A 24,541-nucleotide genomic window follows, 5' to 3' on the forward strand; every position below is an offset into this window, starting at 1 on the left:
GACATGTTCAAGTAGCAAAATGTCCTAATGGATGTGGACAAATTAAATCACCAATATGTTGTGGCAATGATATGGTCTGCAATGATTGATACATTTGCACTCAAAACTGACCTTTCCTCAAGATTCTTTATTTGTGACTATGAGGCAAGGTGCTTTTAACTTTGTAGCCTGGGTGAAGTGCAGCGTAACCCGGGGTTACGGAAACATTTTTATCTATAACCTCAGGCTACAAATCAGCAGATTTAATTAATCTTTATGGTAGGCTTGCAAACAGATGGATTTGCAAGTTAAGAATCAATCCGTGTTTCATGCAATATTCGGCTGTGTATTCATGATTACGTTGATTTTTTTTCAGATCTAAAAGACCAGGCTCCCAAAAACTGACTACTTCATTGATTTCAGAACGTTCTTCTAAAGTCAAGTCACGTCCTTTATCGCGAATTGTTTGAGCACGTTGTGGTTCTCTGAGATATCTATTCATAGGGCTCACAAAAACTTGTTTCTTTGTTTTTTCGGTCCATTCATGCGCCCATGTGGGTATTTCGCTATAGGGCGTGTAGTGGTTGTCCTCAGGTGCTGACATGACAAACTTCAAATAATCAGCCCGTTCTAACATTTTAATATTAGGTTTTAGGTAGCGGATAATGGCGCCGTCTTTTTCCAGGCATTTGGGACTAACAACCAGAGTTGTGTTTTCGGGAAGATCAGGCAGAATGGAACTGCCGTTTGATTCAATTTGAGTTTGTTGGAAATAAGGTTGGGCTTTTTCTAAAAATGCAGATAAATTCCGTTGCAATGAAGGTTCACCACCAGTAATGACCAAGACCATTTTTTTTGCAAGTCCCTGGGCCCAAGCAGGTGTAGGGAGATTGCGTTTTTGAAAAAAGGCAGCAATGACCGTGTCAGCTTCTTCCAATAAGGAAGTAAAATCCAGCCATTCGCCCGTATCAAAATAAGTATCACAAAAAGAGCACGCCAAATTACATTTAGCTAAACGAATAAAGTAGGCAGGATGGCCACGAAAAGGACCTTCTCCTTGTAACGTAAAGAAACGGCTGGTAACAAAAAGCGCATCGGATTTCGCATCTTTGAAAAAAGATCTGCCTACTTTGTCATTCAGTCCAAACATCAATTAATCCTTTTCTGTATAAAAATTTTTCATATTATACGCTATTATGTTGCAAATGGTAGTCAGGATGCAGTGCAGTGGAACTCAGGATGTTGTGTAGAATAAGACCTCTTAATCCCAGGTTCTGCTAGGCTACAAGTTACAATATCATTTTGATTTATTTTCTAAGGATTGAATCAGAGCAAAGCGTTCAATTAAATTGATTTTTTCTGAAGCTAATTGATAAATTTTAGCAATTGTTTCCTGGCTCAGTTGATGAAATATAATTTTTACTTCATTTTGTTGTGGCTGGGGGATAGGGGCATATTGATGTGAACCGAGAATTTTTTTCATTGAATTTAAATTAATAGAATCAAAGGAGTAAAAATTATTACGGGTATAAATTTTAATGGGAAATGTAGTTTTTCTTATTTCAGAATCAAAATTCAACTTACTAAAAGGCAGTTTATTAGAGCCATAGCAATTTAATTCTTTATAGCGTTTTATAAAATTGATGCGATTTACATAGAAAAAATCTTGCGATATGCCACTGAGCTTTCTGTTTATAATAGAACAGTTAATTAAGGGAAGGCCAAAACCGACATAATTAATAAAAAGCAATTCAAATATACTTTCAATGTAGTGTTCTAGGTTACGCTCATGGTGGTTGAGTAATGCTTCATGAATAAAATGGAAGTCCAGTCCCTTCCATGGTGCGGTATCAGAGTGTAAATACCAAAGAATATAATAAACTCCATCCCAGGGTTGGGCGTAGTATTGCTCTGCTACTTTATTCTGTAATCTCCGAACCTCATGAACTAGCGAGGGGGTAATAATGTATGGAATTTTTGGCTTTAAACAAACCGCCATGCCATTTGTTTTGTGATCCCGAATGGCTAGTAACTCAATATTATGCACAGCAATCCTTACAAAAATAGGCTAAAAATATCTCAATAAGGTAAAAAAATAACATGTAGAAAGTGTAGTAAAGAAAATAGATTTTTTCAAAAAATAAACAAATTTTTTATTTATAGTTGTTTTTCATTTTGCCAGTGTGAACCAAAATGGCTTAGTTTTCGAATCCCGAACATGCAGCTCCGTTATCTCGAGCTGGTATTCCCAACTGTTGTTTTTCCTACGAAGGCAGGATCCTATTGATATATTGTGCTGTTTTGATGGACTGGTACGTTATTTTTGATGGCTTGAAACCAGTCGTATATTGATTAAATTGGGGATATGCTTCAATTGATCGCACAGTTTGGAAAGGGATTCTTTAGAGCCCGATATATCAATAAGGTTCACGGCAATGGCGCCACGTGATTTATTTTCCATTTGTTCAATATTGTATCCAAGTTTTGAGATGTTCTGAGTGATTTTACCCATAGCTCCTGGAATATTTTCGTTAATCGCCAGCAAGCGGTAACAGTCAGATACTTGGGAGGTGGAGAGTGATATATTAGGAAAATTAATCGAATACTCGATAATTCCATATTCCAGATAATTACAAATATTGCGAATGACCATTTCTGCTGCAGTTTGCTCTGCTTCCTGCGTACTTGCTCCCAAATGAGGAAAACACAAGACATTAGGGTGTCCTGCTAAATTAATTGTTGGGAAATCAGTGATGTAACCCATGAGGCGTTGATTATTCAATTGTTGCAAAATTGCTGCTTCATTTACTATTTGTTCACGTGAAAAATTAAGTAAAAGAGTATGTGGTTTAACAAGGGAAATGTTTTCTTCATTGATTAAATGAGTAGTATTCGTATTTAAAGGGATATGTAGCGTAATGATATCTGCATGAACAAGCAATTCATTCATATCCATGATTTTTTCAACCCCAGGCATCAATGCGAGCGCATTAGTCAGGGTCATATTGGTGTCAAAACCTAAGACATTCATGCCTAAAGCCAGTCCTGCATTAGCTACTTTAACGCCGATATTCCCTAAGCCTATGACACCTAATGTTTTACCTGAAATCTCATGTCCAACAAATTTCTTTTTTTTAGTTTCTATCTCTCGATTTAATAGTTGATTGTCCTCTTTTGACAGTTCGGTAATAAAGGAGCGGGTTTCATCTAAATGTCTATAACCCATTATCATGGCCGCCATCACGAGTTCTTTAACTGCATTAGCGTTTGCTCCAGGGGCATAAAATACGGGGATACCCAAATTTGTAAGTGCCTCAACAGGAATATTGTCCGTCCCAGTGCCTGCTCGGGCAACTGCTTTTAGGTTTTTTTCAAATGGGTGATCATGCAATTTATGGGAGCGTACTAAAATAACATCAGGATCAACAGGGTTAAGACCCAACTGATAAAGGTCAGGATGAAATAAACTTAAGCCTTGAGGAGATATATTATCAAGAACTTGAATAGTGAACATGGTCATTCCCCTTGATCAGAACAACAGAATTATAAATATCTGTCAGTCCTTGTTCATAATAAGCATAATCTTGTGACGATAATTGTTTCAATTCGTCAGGCGTTAATCCCAAAGCAATTATTGGGTAAAAGCTTGTGCTAGTGATATAAAAATTGGCATGGTTTTTCACCCATTCTTTAGGGCTTAGTCCAGAGAAACCTATAAATCGGGTTACTGCGTCTCGAGCTTCCCAGTCACTCACGCCATCACCGACTAATAAGGAACGCTCGCCTGGTTTCAGGACTGACGCGATTTCTACAGTTTTACCATTGCCTTGAATCATATTACTTTGCTCATCAAATCCTTGATAGTTGCCTGCATCATCAAAATAAACGTCCACTGCGAGCACATGGCTCGCAGGAATTCCCAAAGTTTGCGCAAATGGAACTACTGCCGTTTTAATCCCTGCAGAAATAATATAAATTTTTTTATGCAAACCATGCAACAACTGAATGAGTTCTTGTGCCCCAGGAGCTATATGTTGCTTGTAGCACTCTGCCAATTCCTCAACTTGTTTGAGTGTAGGTTGAACATGGAGTAAACGCTGTCGATAATCATCAGGCGTCATGCCGGTTTTTCCCATGCAGCGTGCAGTGATTTGATGTACTTGTTTGGCAACACCATTTCTCGTTGCAAGTACATTAATCCCCTCAATAAGGGAGAGGGTTCCGTCACAGTCAAAGAAAAAAGAATCGATTGGGGCGTTTAAAGCCCAGGGATTTCTATTATCCATGAATTACCCTTATTTAAGCTCTATACAATTCGTAGCATTTGGCAAGATAGTTGAATTGTAAACAGACCCATACTTAATGTAGGCATAGATGTACTATAATCCATTTATTAAGTAGATTCCAATTTAGTGAATCCATGCTTGGAATGGGTTCAAATTGATAAGAAAAATTACTGCAAAGGAATGAGTATGAAAGTAAAGGGGATGTTATTGGGGTTAGTGTTTTGTTTTTTCTTTTCTACTTTAAGTCATAGTACCGTTCGAATTGGCACCCTCGTTTATAATCCTCCTTTTGTTATATCCAGTAGTGAAGGATTTGATATTGATTTATCCCATTTGCTTTGTTCGCGCCTGAAAATAAAGTGCCAGCTTATTCCAATAAAGAACACAAAACAGCTTTATCAAGCGTTAGAAAATGGACAAGTTGATTTGGTCATTGCTGGAGTTACTATTTCGCCTGCTCGTCAGAAGGACCATGTTTTTAGCTTACCGTACATGCTCAGTAAAGGACAATTTTTAACATTGAAAGATCAAAGCCACATTAATTCCGAGGCTGATTTAGAAGGGAGTACAGTCGGTGTGATCAAAGACGAACTAAGCGGCGGTGTTTTATATGCTTATGTACTCAATAAGTACCAAGGAAAAATTAAAGTGAATCAGTATGATACAGTAGAAAATATGTTTGCTGCATTAAGCAATAAAACGATATCTGCTGTATTTCTTTATCGTTCTGACGTGAACTATTGGAATCACAATTATGGTAATTTATTTAAAACCTTGGGGCCTGTAGTGACGCTAGGCGAGGGTATAGCCATTATGGCTCAATCTAAAAACTCAAACTTAATTGACCGCATAAATAAAATATTACAACAAATAGAACAAGATGATACGTATCTTGCTTTATATAAAACGTATTTTTCTAATCAATAGATGAGGTAGAGGGCGTAATCTTTCCCTGATTTCTAATAAATTATTTTAAAAGTCTATACTTGGAGTTAAGAGAGGTTTCAGGAAAAGGAATGCGCATGAATACCTATACTGCAGATATTCAACATCCCGTAACAATTCCCAGTAAAAATGTTTATCTGAACGGTTTTTTATTTATACCTGAAAAAGCCAAAGGGATTGTAATTTTTGTACATGGAAGTGGAAGCAGTCGATTTAGTAGCCGCAATCAGTATGTAGCAAGCACTTTGAATGAAGGGAACTACGCAACGTTGCTTTTTGACCTGCTCACATCACAAGAAGATATTATTGATAATGTGACTCGTGAATTTCGTTTTGATATTCATCTATTATCTTCTCGGCTTGTTGATGTAATTCATTGGTGTACCGAAGAATTAGCCGCATACCATTTTCCAATCGGTTTATTTGGGTCAAGCACCGGAGGTGGGGCTGCACTTGTCGCTGCAGCGCAAGAGCCTAAATTAGTCAACGCAGTTGTTTCGCGTGGCGGTAGGCCTGATTTGGCTAGGAATTATTTACCTCAAGTCAAAGCACCTACATTGCTTATTGTAGGCGGTCAAGATGATGTAGTTATTGATCTCAATCAACAAGCAATGTCGCATATGAATTGCACCACACAATTAGACATAGTGGAGGGGGCAACTCATTTATTTGAAGAACATGGAAAATTAAGCGAAGTTGCGAGTTTAGCCACAAATTGGTTCGATCAGTATTGTTCTGGAAAATAGATTGCTTCGGAGCTTGCACGCAACGCTCCACATACTTTTTGGCTTGAGCACAGCGAAGCTACAAAAAGACGACCATTGATAGTCACTTAATATTTAATGCAGCCAAATCTTCTTCATTTAGAGTTTCTTTTTGTAATAACAGCTTAGCCCCGTTTTCTAAAATTTTGCTGCGTTTTTTTATTATATCCACGGCATCATCAAATGCAGATTGAATGATTTTGCGGACTGCAGCATCAATTTCACATGCAGTTTCTTCACTAAATTCACGATCGTTATGCATTATGGGTGGTTCTAAGAAGCTAGAATGTTCTTTCTGATAAGTAACGGGCCCTAGTTCTTTATCCATCCCATAACGCATCACCATGCTACGGGCAATATCCGTTGCTTTGGCAAGATCATCTGCTGCGCCCGTTGAAAAGTGGCCAAAAACCACAAATTCGGCTGCCCTACCTCCGAGAAGAACCATCATTTTATTTTTTAATTCTTCTTCAGTCATAAGATAGCGATCTTCAGTGGGACGTTGAATAGTATATCCCAAACTGCCTATTCCGCGTGGAATAATCGACACTTTATGTACTTGATCGACATTGGGTAACGAGAGTGCGATCAAAGTGTGACCCATTTCATGATATGCCACCGCTTTACGTTCTTCGGGATTGAGTAAACGGTTTTTTTTCTCTAGACCAGCTACAATGCGTTCAATTGCGTTAGTAAAATCATCCATGCTCACCGAGTGGCCATTATGACGTGTGGCCAGTAAGGCTGCTTCATTGACTAGATTCGCTAAATCAGCACCAGAAAAACCTGGAGTTAAAGCTGCAATTTTTTCAGGATCAATATCAGGAGCTTGTTTTATTTTTTTCAGGTGTACATTCAAAATTTCTATGCGGCCCTTTTTGTCTGGGCGATCAACCAATACATGGCGATCAAAACGTCCAGCACGTAATAACGCAGGATCAAGAATTTCCGGACGATTTGTTGCGGCAAGTAGAATGAGTCCTTCACTGGGGTCAAAACCATCCATTTCTGAGAGCAGCTGATTTAAGGTTTGTTCTTTTTCATCATGCCCGCCGCCAATAGGATAAGCACCGCGGGCCCTCCCTAAAGCATCCAGCTCATCGATAAAAATAATTGCTGGAGCTGTTTCTCGGGCATGAGTGAAGAGATCACGAACTCGCGCTGCCCCAACGCCAACAAACATTTCTACGAATTCTGAACCATTAATTGAGAAAAATGGCACCCCTGCTTCACCTGCTACGGCGCGTGCGAGCAATGTTTTTCCAGTTCCAGGTGGACCAACTAAAAGTACCCCTTTAGGTATATGAGCTCCTATACGCGTATAATGTTGTGGATTTTTGAGAAATTCAACAACTTCCATAAGCTCAGTTTTCGCCTCATCGACACCTGCAACATCTTGGAATGATACGTGTGTTTCTTTTTCCATGTAGACTTTGGCTTTGCTTTTGCCGACATCCAAGACACCACCAGCAGCGGTGCCCATACGTCGTATCAAAAAACTCCACAATGCAAAGAAAAGCAGGGCGGGAATAAGCCAAGATAACACCATGGTTAACCATTTATTTTCAGCTTGCCCATTAAACTTTACTTTTGCAGCTTCCAAGGTGGATACAAGTGAAGGATCATTGATACGTACGGTAGTCACTTGGGGGGCATCGCCACCATATTTCTTTATTTCACTTAATTTATCTTCGGGGAGTAATCCTACCAAACCGTCGGTTTTCACGTTTGCGGTAATGTAGCTGTCATCAAGGAGTACATTATCTAACTTATCGGCTTTCAAAAGATTGATAAAGTCACTGTACGCAATATTGACAGGATGTGGGGCGAAAAAAAAGTTCTGGAATAGAATGATAATCCAGAAAATCATCAGCACATACCAGAGCGACTGCCATTGTTTGTTTTCCACACTCTTCCCCTGATTTCACTATCCTAATGCGTAGAAAAAACGGACTGGTTTTGTATAAGTATATACCAACGGATAAACATCGGTTCGCTCATCTCGTAGTTTCTTATGTAGTGATATCCCAACATTGCGTCTTGAAGGCAATAATTTATTAAACAGTCTATTTGTTGAGAATTTAATCTCTTGGTATTATAATTAATCTATTTGGTGATGATTTCCGGTCATTTATGTATACAGAGTTAGATAACAATGCCGTGCTGCCAAGTTCAACGCACTATGTTCTAGATTATCCTAATAAAAATGATTTATCTGTTTTCTTTGATTATGTTAATCACGAAAGCGCGATGGCAGAAATTTATTTTGAAAATGAAGATGAAGCGGTATTAGAGGATGTAACCATTCAGTTATTTAACAATAATGGAAAATTGCTCCATAAAGAGGGCAATCGATGTGATTTAATGCTTGTTTTGCGAGACAATGGAAAGATTATTGGCTTTATAGAATTAAGGCTAATTCAAAACTCAGAAATGATGTCTCAATTATATGGCCTATTTGTAAGTGAAAAATATCGCCAAAAAGGGCTAGCCAACTTAATGACGGCTCATGCTTTGGATTTTTTCGTACATACAGGGCTGACAAGTATGACAGTCAGTCCTTCAGCAGAATCGCTTACCGTTTATAATAAATTTGGTTTTTACCCCGCAGAGCTCGATGATGTTGATATAAAAAAATGGTTCCAACAAACACAGAAAGAACGGCTAGAACAGTTAATAGAGGAGCCTTCGTTGTCTCTTTTAATGGATTTAGAAATGGACGTCTGTCAGCAGGCTTTTACAAGTCATTGTAAACAATCCGCCCAAAACTTTGTTCCATTTGAGATTTCTCAAAATTTAAAAAAAGATTTAAAAACGAATGTATTTGACTGGAGAAAAAGAGCGAGTTCCCCAACTTTATTATCGGACAGCGACTTGGGCGTTTTAAGTACTCCGGAAGACCATAAAAAAAGAAAAATCGAGTCAGACGCTCAATCATCTTTAAAGCCCGAGCAAAAAAATCGTTATTGAACTAACAAAGGGAGCGCACGTACACCATAAACTATAGTTATAGGAGGAGTGTGCAAAACCTAGGGATAATAATGATGTCATCAATAACATCTCAATTTCATATATTTTTATGTGGTGATGTCATGACGGGACGAGGAGTTGATCAAGTCTTAACTCATCCCTGTGAACCACAAATTTATGAATCTTATGTTCGCGATGCACGAGATTATGTCCGACTTGCTGAGCAGATCAATGGCTCGATTCCTCTGCATAACAAAGGAGAATACGTATGGGGGGATGCATTAGACGAATTAAATTTAAGAAAGCCTGATCTGCGTTTAATTAATCTTGAAACAAGCATCACCAGCAGCGAAACACCATGGCCAAATAAGGGCATCAATTACCGCATGCATGCTAAGAATATAGACGTAATTACTGCCGCACATATTGATGTTTGTGTTTTGGCAAATAATCACGTATTAGATTGGGGAAAAGAAGGTCTTTTAGAAACCTTGTTGACTCTGGACAAGGTGGGAATTAGCTATGTAGGTGCCGGAAAAAACATCCAAAAAGCAACAGCACCTGCAATTCTTTTTGTACCTGGTTTCAAGGGCAGAATACTCATATTCTCTATGGGGCTCTCTTCTAGTGGTATTCTCAAAGAATGGGCGGCTACAGTGGAGCAACCTGGCGTGTGGTTGTTACCTGATTTAAGTAAAGACACTATCAAGCAAATTAAAAAAGTGATTGAACATTATAGAAAAGCAGAAGATTTATGTATCGTGAGCATTCATTGGGGAGGAAATTGGGGTTATGAGATTCCCCTATACCATCAACGGTTTGCGCATAGACTCATTGATCAATTAGGTGTTCATGTGATTCATGGCCACTCCGCTCATCATCCAATGGGTATTGAGCTATATAATCAGGGTTTGATTTTGTATGGTTGCGGTGATTTGATTAATGATTATGAGGGGATAGGCGGCTGGGAGCAGTTCAAAAGTGAGTTGTCATTAATGTATTTTTTAACCTTTAATGCGCAGGGACGATTAACGCAATTAGAGTTGGTGCCTATGGTCAGGAAAAACTTCAAATTACACTATGCAAGTAAGGATGACGGACAATGGATGGCTAAAAATCTTACTGCATGTTCGCGGAGGTTTAAGACTTCTTTTGAATTCAATAATTATGTAATCCATTGTTTATGAATGCATTAATTTGTAGTTGGTTGCTGCAGATAAAGGAGGGGCCATATAATTCGAAATCCCTTCGAAAAAAATAAAAGAACATCACCCATAAAAACCAATCATTTCGCAAAAGAATATACTGAAATCAGTAATCAATTAAATGGACTCAAAGTTGATACGGAACGAACAGATAGCTTAAAAAGATTAAATGAGGGAATAGTGCAAATAAAGAAAGATGACGCGTTATCTGATGATGCAAAAATTGTTGCACTCCTGGATGTTTTTTTAACTGAAAATACACTGATTTCAAAATCATTTGGTGGCTCAAATAGTGGTTTAAGTAAATTTATTAGAAATTTTTGTGTCGAAAATTTTGGTGTAGAATTAGTCCAGGAATCAACATTTCGTGTTAAACCAGATGGTTTAATAATGCATGTTCTAAATGAGCAAGGTATCAAACCTCCAGAGAAAGACAGTTTATTACCCCCTGTCCGAAGGAAAGAAACTGAAATGGGACGTGTCTCTAAAAGTGCTCCAGTGCTAAAAATACAAGACGAACCAAAGATTAGAGTCACCGCTTCACTAGACAGTATCGAAACATCTCGAGAGGAAATAGGTCAATTTACTTTGCGTAAAAACAAGGAATTCACTCGCTTAGGTAGTATGTTTGGTGCCAAACAATTTTGTTATGCGGAAAAGCCTGGTGGTGTAGAGCCAGGATTTAGAGCAGTTGATTTAGATGAATTATTCTTTAAAGAGCTGGATAAAATTTTAGCTGCAGAACGTTTGCCACCAATAAAACAAGTTGCTGATGTACAAAAGCTTAAAGACTTGAAGGATGTTTTGGGTAAAGAAGAGGATTTGCGCCAAAAGCAAATTATTTTTGCAACGTTTGTTAACACCCAGATAAAAGGGCCTCATGCTAAGGAGGTAATGGTTCCTAACATTCAATGGCTTTGTGATGAGGTAAAAGCGGCTGTTGCTAAGAATAATCAGTTAAGTGCTTGGATGTATAAACTCGATTATGCAGAAGGGCAAAAAAACAGAATCAAAGCGAATAAAGAAGCGCTTAGAGAATTTGTAGGTACACGCCTTGCTGGCATTTTTAGTGCACAAAATCAAAAGCAGGAAATTGTTTGGGTCAATAATGGGGAAGGAGACGTGCATGCCTTATTGGCTTGTGGTTGGAAAAATGGTTTACAAGAGTTAACACAGTTTCTACATGGTGGTTCTGAGCCTGATTATAATGGCGTTTTGGTTGAAGACAAGAAGGCATTCGTAAAGCGTTCTAAATATATTCGTGGTTTAGGCAAGAACCTGCCTTTTGGGATTGGGATTGGTGATCGTGATGGCATGGGTAAGGATGCGCAAAATAAAGGCTTTGCGGATGAGGCTTATTATGGTTTTGATTATGGCAAACCTTATGAAGGAGCAGGGGTGGCAGCAAGTCTAAGCGATGACTTTTCATTTGAAGACACTTTTGCTAAAGCACCAGCACTATTTAGAGGTTCTTCAGTGATAGGTTTTGCTCGTCATTTTATGTATCGAAATTACAGTGTTTTCTATGATACGGCTTTGTCTGAACGCATGGAAGGGATCCATTTACTCAGAAAGATGATTACTGGAGAAAATCCCAGCGATGAGGTGATAGAAAGCTATCCGGAGTTAAAAGAAGAATTACAGCGAATTCAAGAAATTACTCCGTCCCCTGAAGAATTATTAAACATTTTAGGTACGCTTAGAGAGAAAAGTAAGGATGGGAGTCCATTACAGTCTTTAATCGATGCGCAAATTTTAGAACTATGCTCAGGAAAATTATCCACTTTTGATTTGTATTTTGCTCAAATAAAAATTGATTTAATCGATATGGTTATCGAAAACAATGTGAATTCTGCAGAACTTGCTGACTATATAGAGTTTATTAATGAAATGGCTGCAAACGCGCGTAACAGCAACCAACATATATTAACCACGTTCAAACAACGACTATCATTAACCGCTCAAGAAATTGATCTGCTCGACCGCCTAGAGAAATATTTTTCTCCTACTTCGGTGATGTCTCATGATGGTGAGGTCTTCTTAAATCTGATGCGTTTTGATCCACCAAGTAGCAGAATTCCTTTTCAACTAAAAAAAGAAGAGAGTGGAACGTATACCTTAACTACAACGAATAAAGATATTGCTCGCCAATTAGAGGATGAGTTTGGGCTCAAGTGCACTAAAAGCGATGCAGGATTAAGTTGTACAGTCGATGCTGAGGCGCTGAAGCAATTAATGAAAAACGCTGAAGTGAAGTACAATCAAAAAAGAGATGGGTTGTTGATTAAACCAACCTATAAATTAGTTACTTTTCCTTATATGGTTTCCATACTGAATCAAGATAATGCACCTCAAGATCCCAAAGTGGATCTGAGCTTTTCATGGCTGGAGGACAACAGTTTGTCTCTACGAATCATTGCGAAAACAAAGCAACAAGTCGAGCATGTTGAGCAGTTATTCGGAATCAAGCTTATGCTGAATGACGCGCAATTGATACAAATTCCACCCGATATGCATGCTAAATTTCAAAAAAGTGTCGACAAACACTACGAGCAATTAACGAATAGCAAAGTAAGTATTGAGCAGAGACAAAGAGAGTCCGTCATTTCTGTCCTCTCTAAAAAAGAAGAAATTTTCCCACCTTCTGATAAATGGAAGGGGTTACACGACAAATCAGAGACAGAAATTTCCAAAACGAAGCTCCCAACTGAATTACTCATGAAGCGTCTGAGTGCACTAATCCATGATGACGGTGTTTGGGAAAGGGCTCGCAATGTAATCGAAGATATAACCGATCCGAAAATCATTGAGCAGTTGTTGTCTTACAATGATCAATCATTATCTGCACCGGATAACCTCAAAGCGATTATTGATGAGCGATTTGCAGAAATTCATGCTATTGAGGACAAGCAAGCTGTAGCTGAAGCGTCTGATAAAGTTAGCGTAAGACAAACTTTATTTTAATAAATATAATCTAGATGCTTTGTAGCTACAACTCATAATAATGGTTTGTAAACAGTGGTTGAAAACCGATGCGTTTGTAGAGATTGAGACCTGCGCTCGACGCTTCTAAAAAACAGATTCGCACGTTTAATTCTAAAGCTTTTTGCAGCGCATAAGTCATCATGGCACTTGCAAAGCCACGTTGTTGAACATGGGGATGTGTCGCTAAATCATCGATGCGGGCAAGATGTTCCTTTACGGTTAATGTCATCGATACAACAGGTTCCCCTGCTAAAAACCCGGAAAAATGATAAACGCCATTGCATTTCTTTAATGCATCGCTGTGTCTTTGAGTATAAATATGTGTAATTTCTGGGGTTGATTGAAAACCATGAGTAATCGGAATGCTCCAAGTATGTAACTCTTCATTCATTAGTTTAAATTCAAGCGGGCTTTCAACCGCATACAGATTATTCGATAAAAGATTGAATGCCATCCCTACGCCTGTATCGGCTAATTCATATTCTTGGAGTAATTGATCATTTTTTTGGGTAAGCAATTGTTCTGAAATAATAAGTGCCCAAGGCAAATTATTTTTGGTGAAATAAGACTTACACTGTGCAAGATCATTTAAAAAATGCTCGTTTATTTGGGTCACAAAAGCGGGATTAAGTCCTGATGCAAGTACCCCTGTTGCAAATGCGGTTATTGTTTGATAATCAACGCAATGTAAGCTTATGAGAGAAAAAAAATGCCTCTCCATCTCATGAAAATCATTGATCAGCTGCATAAATATATGTCCAATAATAATTTTTTGGGGCATTATATCAAACTATGAAAAAGCAGTAACATTTGCGAAGAAATTATCGTCTATAGTCTCTTGCATAGGGATAATTCTTCGCTTGGTTAAAATGGAATTTAGGTGGGTTGTTTGCTACGGATAAGAAGAACAGGTATGGAGGCATTACGAATCACACCCTCTGCAACACTACCTAGTAATAAATGCTGAAAGCCACGACGGCCATGGGTTCCTATAACAATCAAATCGGCTGACCAATTTTTTGCTGCGGCAATAATTTTATTTGCAACTTTTTCATGCGCTGAATTAATTTCCAGTAGCTGCGCATCACAATCTACATTATGTTCGCGTGCAATTGTTAGCATTTTACTCAAAAATTGTTGGCCGTACTCCTTGAATGAAGCTTCCAGTTGTTCATAATCAATACCGGTCCCCACATAAGGTGCATGAAATTCATTGGCAATATGTACAAGGCATAATTTTGCACGATGTACTTTACTGAGCTCAATGGCTTCCTGGAACGCCAGCATTGATGTATCACTGTCATCAATCGCTACTAAAATATTCTGATACATTTCTATTTCCTTATGAAAGTAAATAAGTTTCACTAATCTGAAATATCTTACCTATAATCTAGATTGAAGCATAGATTGAGTTTCGAGGTACAGAAATATAACGAATTATTTTTTGAGTAACACCGCACGAGGCAATAATGACTAAGAATCATGAAATTCTATTTACTCCATTTAAATTAAGAGAACTTACTTTAAAGAACCGTATCGTTATGGCACCACTAACACGAAATCGTTCAATACACGGAATTGATACTCCTTCAGAACTTAATGCAGAATATTATGCCCAACGTGCGGAAGCAGGCTTAATCATCGCTGAGGCAACACAAATCTCTCCTACTGGAAAAGGATATGCTTGGACGCCTGGAATCTATTCTCCGGAACAAATTGTTGGATGGAAATTGGTAACAGATGCAGTTCATGCCCGTGGAGGGGCGATTTATTTGCAGCTCTGGCACGTAGGAAGAATTTCCCATCCTTCTCTTCAACCTGGAGGTATTGCTCCGGTTGCTCCTTCTGCTCTTACAGCAACCGGGCAACGTACATTTATTGAAAATGGTACATTTGTCGAAGTTGGAGCGCCACGTGCGTTAGAACTTAGTGAAATTCCCGGCATTATCGAAGATTATCGAGTCGCGGCAAGGAATGCGGTTTTAGCTGGATTCGATGGGGTTGAAATTCATGCAGCGAATGGGTATCTCATTCATCAATTTTTGTGTGATGGCAGCAACCATCGAACCGATCAATATGGTGGTTCGATTACTAATCGATTGCGTTTTGCGTTAGAGGTGACCACAGCAGTTGTTTCTGAAGTTGGGGCCCATCGAACAGGAATCCGAATTGCTCCAGTAAGCCATGCTAATGGTGTGACTGATACCTCACCTGCTGCTGTATTTTTCCCACTTGTCCAAGAATTGAGCCGATTTAATTTGGCTTATGTGCATGTTATTGAAGGAGAAACTCAAGGGGCGCGAGCGTTTTATGGCTTTGATTTCCATGCATTACGTAAAGCGTTTGATGGTCCCTGGATGGTGAATAATGGTTATACTTTAGAAATGGCAACTGAGGCAGTTGCAAGTGGTTATGCAGACCTAGTTGCTTTTGGACGATATTTCATTGCCAATCCTGATTTGGTGACGCGATTTAAAAAGAATGTGCCATTGAATGAACCAGAGCGCGCGACTTTATACGGTGGTGGTGTAAAAGGGTACACCGATTATCCTTTTTATAGTAATCCAATAAATGAAGATGACATAAAATGATGCTCAAAATAGCGCTTTGGATTTTCTTTATTTTTATTTTAATTTTTATATTGTCTTATCCATTGCAGCGCTATTTGATTTATTTTCCGTCTCCCGAACAACCTAATCGCAACGATTTTCATGCAGAAGACATGCACGTTGTTAAAATCCCAGTTGCTGATGGACTGTCTTTAAATTCTTGGTATAAACCCGCTGTGGATAACAAGCCTACGATTCTCTATTTACATGGTAATGCAGGACATATTGGCTATCGGATGGATCTGATTCGACAGTTTCTATCAGAGGGATTGGGTGTGTTATTGCTTGAATATCGAGGATATGGAGGAAACCTGGGAAAACCTACAGAGTCAGGATTTTATCAAGATGCTCGTGCGGCAATGAAGTTTTTACAGCAGCAGGGTGTTCAAGAACATCGTATTGTGCTCTATGGGGAATCATTGGGGACTGGAGTGGCAACACAAATGGCAACAGAGTTTCCTGTGTGTGCTGTGGTATTACAATCCCCTTACACGTCGTTAACGGATTTGGCTCGATTTCATTATCCTTGGTTACCCGTACCGCTAATGGATAAGTATGATTCTTTATCACGTATTCAAAAAATTCATGTTCCTATCTTAATGTTGCATGGGAAATTAGATGAAGTTGTTCCTTATGAGCAGGGCGTTACTCTGTTCAATCATGCCAACCAACCTAAGAAATGGATTGATTTTCCTGAGAAAGGCCATCAAGACTTATGGAGTCCCCATTTTGCTCATAGTGTGATGCATTTTATTAATTCTTATTGTACGCATGCAAAATAAGGGGTTTTAACCATAGTACCGTTTGCGTAAATGAAAAAATGAATAAAATATTTACAAAAATTCGTCCATCGATTACCATGTGTACAGGCTTCATGGGACGCCTATACCCACAAAAGAGGATCTCACCCTGGTTAGTAATTGATTGATTCATTATTCATTAACCTTTTTGTTGCTGGAAAAAGTGGGTGTCTAGCAGAGAGCAAAGGGGATTTACATGAATAAGCCACACAATTCATTTCGTGTTGACGAATATAAAATTCAAGCGTCTATTTTATTAAAATCGTTACATGCTACAAATCATGCAGTAGCACAAAAAGCTGCTCGACGTTTTCAAAATTTGCCTGAGTTTAAAAATTTTTCTCTTGAAGAAATAATACGTGCTGATATGAAGCGCAAACATGCGCTTACTGTGATTGCGATAGGAATCGGTTTTAATTCTTGGCGTGATTTGAAATGTCAGTTGCCATTTATTCGCGGTGGATTTCTGAATCATTGGTTTTCACATTATGCGGAAGCTAAATTACATCAGCGCACACAGGGTGGTTTTTTATTGCCATTTAAAAATCAATTTTTTGTTTGTGACGCAGATTATATTCGTAATCTCGGTTTTAATCCTGAGGATCGGGATTGGACATTCATAGGAAATGACTGGGTGCATCCAGAGAGTAAAGAGGCATGGCAACGACTGTATAAAAAATGGATGGTAATTCAGCAATAAGGATATTAATTTTTATTTTTACGTGAACGTATGCGTGCTCTAGTGAGGGCCAGTGTAGCCTGTTGCTTGCAACCAGGCTACGTTTAGTTTTTCGGGCATATCTTTACGTAATAAATAGCTCTCTTGCAGTAGGAAAAAAAATTAACATAGAATGGATTATGTTTTTTTTTGGAGGTTATGGATGGCCTATTTGAAGCACATTATCGTTACTTTTATTACATGCTTATTGACTCAAGGCTTGGCTTTTGCACATACAGAAACTAAGGCATGTGATGGCAGCATTTATAACCCTTGCATTGTAGAAGACAGTGCGTTTTCTTACTCTTCCTTAAAATGGTTGCGTGATGCATCCATGATTGCTACGGCTTATCAGGGCAATACACTGGGTATTAGAGATTTACCCGTTTCGGGTAGTGAGGAGCCGAGTGAGAAAGGGTGGAAAGAGATTTCTGAGTATATTGCCAAGCATAGGCACTCGAAAATAGTAGTACTGGATTTGCGCCAGGAAAGTCATGGCTATATTAATGGACGAGCGATTACTTTAGTGAGTGACTACGATTGGATAAATCGAGGAAAAAGTAATGCACAAAGTCTTACAGATCAGAATCATTGGCTTAAGTCATTAAGCATTCAGAAAAAGATAAGCGGTGTTTTATCACATCAGCAGTTTGCTGCTAAGGAATACTCTAGTGGAAAAACCATTCCCGTGAAAGTGGTAAAAAATGAAGAGGAGTTAGTTTCTCAATTAGGTTTTGCATATCAGCGACTATACGTTACTGATCATGCGGCTCCATCTGATGCAGAAGTTGATGCATTTTTGTCAATAATAAAAAATGCGTCTAAAGATACTTGGTTCCATATACATTGCCGGGGAGGAAAGGGGCGGACTACGACTTTTTTGGTGATGTATGACATGTTAAAAAACGCAGATAAAGTCAGTTTTGACGAAATTATTGCACGACAGGCTTCAATACCACCTTATTATAATTTGTTTGAAGTGCACCGAGCAGATCCTTTTCTTACATCTTATTATGAACAGCGAGTTATTTTCCTTTCTCGTTTTTATCGATTTGCACAACAGTTTTTAAAGGGATATCAAGGAGCCTGGAGTCAGTGGAGTGCTGCAGATTTTGATAAGGTTTAGTCAATCATCTTAGCCCTCCGGCCCTAATGGCACCATCTCCCCACAAGGGAGAAGGGATTTACTTACTCTCACCCATATGGGTGAGAGCATCAATTCTAACGGGGTCTCTCTTCAATCAACAAAAGAGGATATTCCTAACTTTTTTGAGGATGAGTGGTATACCATTTTTCCCCGAGGATGATTTGCTCCCACCATACCTGCATTTTGGATTCATCCATTTCTTGCCATGCAACAGGATGTAATACTAATGCATCCGCCATGCGTTTGGATAAATCATACATTGCAAGACGTTTCGGGAGAGCATCTTTTTCCCATGCAGAAATTGCTTGTTGGATATCCTCATAGGTCTCGAAATGCTCACGAAGACTTAGTGCATCTTGAATAGCCAAGGAAGCGCCATTGCCTACATGAGGGCGTAAAATAGCGCTGGCATCACCCAATAAAAGTGCTCCTTGAGTGGCAAGACGATTGACGCAGACATCAACAATGTTCTGCATAAAAGGAGCAGAGGTATCGAAGATAATTTGTGCCGCAGCCTCAGGCAAGTTATCTTGGGCTAATTGATACAGATGTTGTTTTGCTTTAATAGAAAAGTCGTTTACAGAGGTTGAGCCTAAGTCTTCTAGATCTGTACGTGCTAATTTTTCGTAGAAAACCCAGTTTAATTTGTTTGTTTGATGGTGATATACCGGATAAGTTAATAAGTGCCCCTTATCAAAACAGTAGTAAAGTCCCTGATTGTTGAAAAGTGTTTTATCTTTAATTCGTTCAAACTCCAATGTACCACGCCATGCAACATAACCTGAATATTCAGGTTGGACATCGGATATCAATGCTCTTCCAATGGATTGGACGCCATCTGCAAATACAATTAAATCGAAGCGTTGCTTTTCACCGGACTCTAAAGTAATTTGCCCAGCATTGCCTTCGTTAAGTTGCACATCGATGACTTTGACTCCATGGTGATATATCGAGTCGGGTATCCTTTTTCTGAAGTTGGTAAATAAAGTATCCCAGTGCAAGCTGGCCATGGATATTCCCTGCTGCCATAAAAATTTACCATAAACTGGCTCATTATCGGTTTTGCAATAAAAACTACGCATCGTGCACGTGTGCGATAAAGTGTTTTTATCAATAAGATTTTTGGCAATTAACAGATTTAACAATTCGATAGGAAGCGTAATCCCCGCGCCACGAGACTTTAAATCATGTGCTCGCTCAAAAACAGTGACTTGAAACCGGTCTTTCAATAATAAGGCCAAGGCACAACCTGCGATGGAGCCTCCAATAATAGCAACGTTCAATTATAATTTCTTCCAAGAAATTGAATACATATATGGGATTATATAAAGTAAGCCAACAAAATCAATAAAGACCGATTAAACGTACAGGTGCTTCAGTTAAATCAGCAATTTTCATGGGTAAAACCATACTATAGGCACCTGAGGCAGGTAGTTTTGTTGCGTTGAAAATATTTTCGACAATATATTTTTTATTTTCCAGCATCAGTTGGTGCACGATATAATCATTTTCTGGCCTATCTGGAGACAGGGTATCGATACCAATACCTGCACCATTTCGCTCAAGTATTAATTGTGCCGCTTCTTCACTAACACAGGGAAAAATTAAATTGTTTCGGTATTGCTTGGCATCATGCCAGTACTTTTCCCAGCCAGTATAAAAAATGACAAATGTATGTTCAATAATTTTTCCATGCACTTTCTCGAAGTTCAAAATGTCTTTTCCAGTAACGCTATAGCGTTCATGCGAGTGATAACTTACATCAATAACCACACAGTGAGTAATTAAATGGTGGTTTAAAAGATCGAGTTCAGCCACATAAAGTCCATTGCGGATGCAATGGGATGGTGCGTCAATATGAGTGCCAATTCCTGCAGGCATACTCATTTCCTGGACCTTAAAGTGTACTGCTGTAGAACATTCATCATAATCCAGAATGGTTTTATGATTAAAGCCACAGCCAATATCCCATGAGGGACTCTTTGTTGAGAGCGTATGAGTCAAGTCAATGATTTTAAAAGGAAACGTCATTTAATTCTCTAGAAAACTGGGTACTTTATTTTTTGTCATAATTTTGCAAAAAGCAAAAGCTTTTATTGCACCCTGGCTACAATCGATCCCTGATGTCATGTAGTATAATAATGAACAGATAATGCCCATGGAATTAGGAAACATGTCATGTTCACTCGACCTGCACTCAAATCTGATTGTTCACCAAGATTACTCATGATTAAGAGACAGTTGTAGCCTGGCTGCAAGCAACCAGACTACCTTTCTTACGTATACAGTATAATGGAGTTAAAAATGAGCCACAAAGCGCAAAATTCCATTAGTTCCTTGAGCTCGATTTTTAGCATCTTGCTCAGAATACACATTTAAAAAGACGAAATGATTTTTACTAAGGCTGTATACCATTCCTGGACCAATCGCCCACACACTTTCTTTACGACCAGGAACCCCAACACCATTTGCCAGGGTATCGGTAATTTGATTGAAAAAGTAGCCATTCACACCCACAGTAAACTTTTCTATTATTGCATAACCTACGGCAATATCGGCGAAAACAGCTTGTCCTGCTTGCGTGGTATGGACATTGGGGCCAAAGGAAACATTAGGACTATGATTCACTCCATTCCACAGATAATGCAGTCGTGCCGAAGTGGATAATTTGGGTGTCATCCACAATGTAAAAGCCCAGTAGGGATTTAGAGACCAAAAGTGACTGCTGGGGTTAATCGCATTGGCACTGCTGTATCGTCCTATGGGCATAATCACGTCTAGATCGAGACGCATAACGAATAACGGTCCTCTTCCATCTTTGCGCATAATTGGATCAAATTGCAGAGCAGGGCCAATCCACAAATCACCAGGACCACTTTCAGCTTTTAAGACGGTATTATCCAAACCATCATTTACATAGTCATTTACTACCCATGGTAAGAGTACGGATAAACCTAAGTTCGCCCCGAAAATTTTTTTTGTAGACACATAAATAAACTGAGTCACGTTCGCAACAACGTCAAGATCAGTACGCGGCAGAGACAGTTTATTACCATTTTTGTCATTAAAACGATTGGACGTATAGTATTGAAAATAATCTTGGAAGTACAAACCGGGTCCTGAGGGCGGGCCTCCATCATAAAAACTGGTGTAGCCCAGATTCACAACTGGCTCATCATAAGCCAGCGCTGATGATGTGACGCATAGGATTGCTAAACTAAAACAAGAATGCAGTATTCTTTTCCATTGCATAAAAAAATATCCTTTCTAAATCAGTCATTAGTTGCGGTGTATGATAGATCTTTTGGAGCGTCCATCCTGAAATCAGCTGAGTGTTACCTTGATGCTTATTGTACGGGAGTTTGTCAGGATTCACCGACTTTTGCTAGAGCCCGATCCTGAGCACTTATATATTTATTTTTCATAACTAAGGATACTCTTAATTGTTAATTAAATTATGTCTGATTTATTGAAGAAGAACAATATGAGTAAAAACAACTTTCTCATAGAAATCAATAAGTAAACCTTAGTTTTTAGAAGCTTTAATAAGAAGAGCCTCATAGAGCAATTTTAAATTGATCCGAGTCCTATTCTCCATAAGTTTTGCTTGTTAGTACTATAATTAAATTATAAAAATAAAGAGCTATGGGGATAAACGGACGAAAGAGATGAGAACTGTTGTAGTTACTATTGTGCGGCCAGGTAAATTTAACTCCATTGTTATTACGAAATGTATCTTTGCTTACCAAAATCATACCAGCTTTTTCGGGCACGCACACGTTCACGTTAATCAGCGTAGTAACTGTATTTAATTGTGTTTCTTATGTATTATTTTTGGAGGATTTTTTTAAATAAAACATACAGGAGGTAATTATGTGTCGTAGGGGCTATACAAATGTTTTTATTGCTATGTCATTGGCTTTATTGATTATTCCATCTTTTTCCTCTGCAGCACAAAAATCGAATCTTCGCGGACAGCGTTATTGTGAGATTATTTATAGTAAAAACCTCATGGATTATGCCGTCTATAACACCATCGGACTTAATGATTGCCCACAAGACATTTGGAGTAAAATAACACCCGAGAATGTGCAAAAAGAAGTAGGTACTCCACATGTCCATTTCAATGGTCCTCGCTATTGGATGATTGATGGAATGCAAAACTCCGATTTGGTAAATACTAAGATTAAAAAATTTAATGGACTGGCAATGCGAGAAGCCGGAGTAATCCATATTAGTTTAAAGGACTTATTATTAAATCCTGCCTATGAACAACGAAAAGTTGCTCGTAAAACAACTTGGGTTTATGACGCTGGTAAGCCTGTTTTTGAGCTCATCGATCCCCAAGGTAATGTATTTGTCATGCAATCCTATAGTGTTCAAAAATTACCACAAACACAACAATCCCTTTCTCAGCTCGGTTCAAGGCTTACTTTACCTCGCAAATGGCAATTTAAAACAGGTGTTCTTAAGAAAACAGAAATGGTACAAGCTATTGATAACATGGCTGTAGTTGTGCAAGATAACTTTTTAAATACGTATCAAAAAGCAACGCATGATTTGCTTGCAGATCAAGCCTCATGACAGGTGTTTTGATGAAGTCGGGTCTATGTGCTACGACTTGTTCGTGGCACATAGACGAGAGAATTATAGAACACGTCCTACTTATTTATCACTTTAATGGGGAAAGGAGGAAGTTCTTCATGAGCTTTTAAAAAGTTGGTTATCTGCTCTCCATCCTTAACTGTTGCGGATGAGTACATACCAGTCGTACAGGTATCTTTAGTGTATGTATCGGTAACAATCATGTAAGGCCCTTTATTGCTGACTACGGAGCATAAGCATGTCGCTTTTGTAGGATCTTTTTTATCAATGACACAAGGACTATCCAAACACCAAGCCCAAGGACGATCGTTTTTGCACACTGCATAGGATTTAATAGGATAATAGCGTGATTTAACGAGTTGTCCTTTATTGGTTTTCATGACACCAGAACAGGGTTTTGTGCCTACTGAGTATCCATCTTGTACGCTGCAGTGGCAAGAAACCCAACCTTTTTTTCCGCCAGGTATTGGATTACATGGTGCCGTAGTACATAGGGCAAATTTACTTTTACACAGCTTAAAATCAGAATTTTTGGCTGCTAAAGGAAAACTGAGTGCCAATAATAAGAATAAAAATAGATTCTTTTTCATGATCAAATGTCCTTATTGTTAATTTTACTTCCATACTAGAATTTCTGGTGATTTACGAGGTACCGCAGGCGGTTCGCTTGCTGGAATACCAACAATAATTGGCGCAATTGCATTGATATCAGAGGGAAGCCCCAGTTTTGTTTTCCACTCTGGAGTATTTAGCGCTAAAACCGCAAGACCAATAACACAAGTGCCAAGCCCTTGTGCACAGGCAGTCAGCATTAAGTTTTCAGCAGCCAACCAACAATCTGCGGCGACAAAAGGGCCATGGTATTTACTGTAAATAACAATAAGTGTACTTGCATTGTAAAATGCATGAAAATCAGGGTTATTCACGAGCTCTTGCAGATGCTTCATTTGTATTTTGGGATAATTATGAGTTTCAGTGTAAATCAATGCTTTCACGCTGTTCGATAAATTGTCCAGCATCTCTTGGTCTTGAATGACAACAAAGGACCAAGGCTCTTCATCCATAGCCGTAGGTGCTTGCACTGCAGCATCAAGCAATGAATTAATAACTGTTTTATCTAGTGTATGCGAGGTGTAATTCCGTACAGCGCGACGCTTATAAATCGCTTCAATTTCGCTCATCAAAGGTTTTTCTTCCTTAGTTTTCTTTGAAGTAGCCATACTTTCCTCCAATTAAACTCCATAACCTATTTAACCGCGGCTCTAATATGATAACCGCTCTTAGATAATAGGGGGTTTTTCATCACATCAAATAATTCCTTTTATGGTTCTTAAAGTCTGGTTCATCTTCTTGCTTTGTCAAGTTCATAAGGCAACTCCCTTCTAGGCCTTTATTGAAAAAATCGTGTGTCATTCCCACCCTGTGCGGGAATGACAAAGATGAAGTTTGGTCATTATCATATTCTTTCAAACTATTCATTCAACAACGCCCTAACCCTCCCACAAGAAGCGAGATGTTTGACTATCTT

Annotated in this window: 22 protein-coding genes; 10 read left to right on the forward strand and 12 right to left on the reverse strand. The window is 38.7% G+C overall.

Annotated elements, in window-relative coordinates:
- Positions 1–253: 253 nt before the first annotated feature.
- From Lste_RS16260 to Lste_RS16275, 4 genes are all read right to left on the reverse strand, one after another.
- The gene (locus Lste_RS16260; RefSeq protein WP_058512034.1) at positions 254–1,129 is read right to left on the reverse strand and encodes a 7-carboxy-7-deazaguanine synthase QueE; all 876 of its coding nucleotides are present in this window, start codon (positions 1,127–1,129) and stop codon (positions 254–256) included.
- A 147-nt stretch (positions 1,130–1,276) separates the two neighbouring features.
- Entirely contained in the window at positions 1,277–2,026 is a 750-nt protein-coding gene (locus Lste_RS16265) for a hypothetical protein (RefSeq protein WP_058512035.1), read from the reverse strand.
- 270 nt (positions 2,027–2,296) lie between these two features.
- Entirely contained in the window at positions 2,297–3,493 is a 1,197-nt protein-coding gene (locus Lste_RS16270) for a 3-phosphoglycerate dehydrogenase family protein (protein WP_058512036.1), read from the reverse strand.
- On the reverse strand, positions 3,471–4,265 hold the full coding sequence (locus tag Lste_RS16275; RefSeq protein WP_058512037.1) for an HAD-IB family phosphatase: 795 nt from the start codon (positions 4,263–4,265) through the stop codon (positions 3,471–3,473). The genes Lste_RS16270 and Lste_RS16275 overlap by 23 nt, the downstream gene beginning before the upstream one ends.
- A 186-nt stretch (positions 4,266–4,451) precedes the next feature.
- Between Lste_RS16275 and Lste_RS16280 the strand changes: the two genes are divergently transcribed.
- Together Lste_RS16280 and Lste_RS16285 are read left to right on the forward strand one after the other, a co-directional pair.
- A complete protein-coding gene (locus tag Lste_RS16280; RefSeq protein ID WP_058512038.1) occupies positions 4,452–5,192 on the forward strand; it encodes a transporter substrate-binding domain-containing protein in 741 nt (246 codons plus the stop codon).
- A 95-nt stretch (positions 5,193–5,287) separates the two neighbouring features.
- Complete coding sequence (locus Lste_RS16285) at positions 5,288–5,956, forward strand: dienelactone hydrolase family protein (RefSeq protein WP_058512039.1); 669 nt, start codon at positions 5,288–5,290, stop codon at positions 5,954–5,956.
- A gap of 82 nt (positions 5,957–6,038) precedes the next feature.
- Here the strand turns inward: Lste_RS16285 and ftsH are convergent, their stop codons facing one another.
- Positions 6,039–7,883, reverse strand: a complete 1,845-nt coding sequence (gene ftsH, locus Lste_RS16290; protein WP_058512040.1) for an ATP-dependent zinc metalloprotease FtsH — start codon at positions 7,881–7,883, stop codon at positions 6,039–6,041.
- Positions 7,884–8,107: 224 nt separating this feature from the next.
- On the opposite strand from ftsH, the gene Lste_RS16295 reads away from it, so the two are divergent.
- The 3 genes from Lste_RS16295 to Lste_RS16305 all read left to right on the forward strand — a co-directional run bounded on the left by Lste_RS16295 (position 8,108) and on the right by Lste_RS16305 (position 13,113).
- Positions 8,108–8,944, forward strand: a complete 837-nt coding sequence (locus Lste_RS16295) for a GNAT family N-acetyltransferase (protein WP_058512041.1) — start codon at positions 8,108–8,110, stop codon at positions 8,942–8,944.
- Between the two features lie 71 nt (positions 8,945–9,015).
- Positions 9,016–10,131 (forward strand): CapA family protein, encoded by a 1,116-nt coding sequence (locus Lste_RS16300; protein ID WP_237760515.1) that lies wholly within the window; start codon positions 9,016–9,018, stop codon positions 10,129–10,131.
- Positions 10,132–10,329: 198 nt separating this feature from the next.
- Positions 10,330–13,113 (forward strand): hypothetical protein, encoded by a 2,784-nt coding sequence (locus tag Lste_RS16305; RefSeq protein WP_058512043.1) that lies wholly within the window; start codon positions 10,330–10,332, stop codon positions 13,111–13,113.
- A 25-nt stretch (positions 13,114–13,138) separates the two neighbouring features.
- On the opposite strand, the gene Lste_RS16310 is transcribed toward Lste_RS16305, so the two are convergent.
- A complete protein-coding gene (locus Lste_RS16310; RefSeq protein WP_058512469.1) occupies positions 13,139–13,882 on the reverse strand; it encodes a GNAT family N-acetyltransferase in 744 nt (247 codons plus the stop codon).
- Positions 13,883–14,010: 128 nt separating this feature from the next.
- The gene (locus Lste_RS16315) at positions 14,011–14,466 is read right to left on the reverse strand and encodes a universal stress protein (RefSeq protein WP_058512044.1); all 456 of its coding nucleotides are present in this window, start codon (positions 14,464–14,466) and stop codon (positions 14,011–14,013) included.
- A 137-nt stretch (positions 14,467–14,603) separates the two neighbouring features.
- Here Lste_RS16315 and Lste_RS16320 point away from each other — a divergent pair, with 137 nt between their 5' ends.
- The 4 genes from Lste_RS16320 (at position 14,604) to Lste_RS16335 (ending at position 18,387) form a co-directional block, all read left to right on the forward strand.
- A complete protein-coding gene (locus Lste_RS16320; RefSeq protein WP_058512045.1) occupies positions 14,604–15,725 on the forward strand; it encodes an alkene reductase in 1,122 nt (373 codons plus the stop codon).
- A complete protein-coding gene (locus tag Lste_RS16325) occupies positions 15,722–16,525 on the forward strand; it encodes an alpha/beta hydrolase (RefSeq protein ID WP_058512046.1) in 804 nt (267 codons plus the stop codon). The genes Lste_RS16320 and Lste_RS16325 overlap by 4 nt, the downstream gene beginning before the upstream one ends.
- A 214-nt stretch (positions 16,526–16,739) precedes the next feature.
- A complete protein-coding gene (locus Lste_RS16330; protein ID WP_058512047.1) occupies positions 16,740–17,243 on the forward strand; it encodes a hypothetical protein in 504 nt (167 codons plus the stop codon).
- Between the two features lie 181 nt (positions 17,244–17,424).
- Positions 17,425–18,387 (forward strand): phosphatase domain-containing protein, encoded by a 963-nt coding sequence (locus Lste_RS16335; RefSeq protein WP_058512048.1) that lies wholly within the window; start codon positions 17,425–17,427, stop codon positions 18,385–18,387.
- 134 nt (positions 18,388–18,521) lie between these two features.
- On the opposite strand, the gene Lste_RS16340 is transcribed toward Lste_RS16335, so the two are convergent.
- The 3 genes from Lste_RS16340 to Lste_RS16350 all read right to left on the reverse strand — a co-directional run bounded on the left by Lste_RS16340 (position 18,522) and on the right by Lste_RS16350 (position 21,660).
- Positions 18,522–19,691, reverse strand: coding sequence for an FAD binding domain-containing protein (locus Lste_RS16340; RefSeq protein ID WP_058512049.1), 1,170 nt, complete (start codon positions 19,689–19,691; stop codon positions 18,522–18,524).
- Between the two features lie 61 nt (positions 19,692–19,752).
- Positions 19,753–20,439 carry a cyclase family protein gene (locus Lste_RS16345; RefSeq protein WP_058512050.1) on the reverse strand — a complete coding sequence of 229 codons (687 nt, stop codon included), beginning with the start codon at positions 20,437–20,439 and terminating at the stop codon, positions 19,753–19,755.
- 267 nt (positions 20,440–20,706) lie between these two features.
- Positions 20,707–21,660: a SphA family protein gene (locus Lste_RS16350; RefSeq protein ID WP_058512051.1), complete on the reverse strand. Its 954-nt coding sequence runs from the start codon at positions 21,658–21,660 to the stop codon at positions 20,707–20,709.
- Positions 21,661–22,281: 621 nt separating this feature from the next.
- On the opposite strand from Lste_RS16350, the gene Lste_RS16355 reads away from it, so the two are divergent.
- The gene (locus tag Lste_RS16355; RefSeq protein ID WP_058512052.1) at positions 22,282–22,992 is read left to right on the forward strand and encodes a hypothetical protein; all 711 of its coding nucleotides are present in this window, start codon (positions 22,282–22,284) and stop codon (positions 22,990–22,992) included.
- A 77-nt stretch (positions 22,993–23,069) separates the two neighbouring features.
- Here Lste_RS16355 and Lste_RS16360 read toward each other — a convergent pair whose 3' ends face one another.
- The gene (locus tag Lste_RS16360; RefSeq protein ID WP_058512053.1) at positions 23,070–23,603 is read right to left on the reverse strand and encodes a hypothetical protein; all 534 of its coding nucleotides are present in this window, start codon (positions 23,601–23,603) and stop codon (positions 23,070–23,072) included.
- Between the two features lie 24 nt (positions 23,604–23,627).
- Positions 23,628–24,233: a nitroreductase family protein gene (locus Lste_RS16365; RefSeq protein ID WP_058512054.1), complete on the reverse strand. Its 606-nt coding sequence runs from the start codon at positions 24,231–24,233 to the stop codon at positions 23,628–23,630.
- Positions 24,234–24,541 lie beyond the last annotated feature (308 nt).

This window comes from Legionella steelei (genome assembly GCF_001468005.1).
In the GTDB taxonomy this organism is placed as follows: domain Bacteria; phylum Pseudomonadota; class Gammaproteobacteria; order Legionellales; family Legionellaceae; genus Legionella; species Legionella steelei.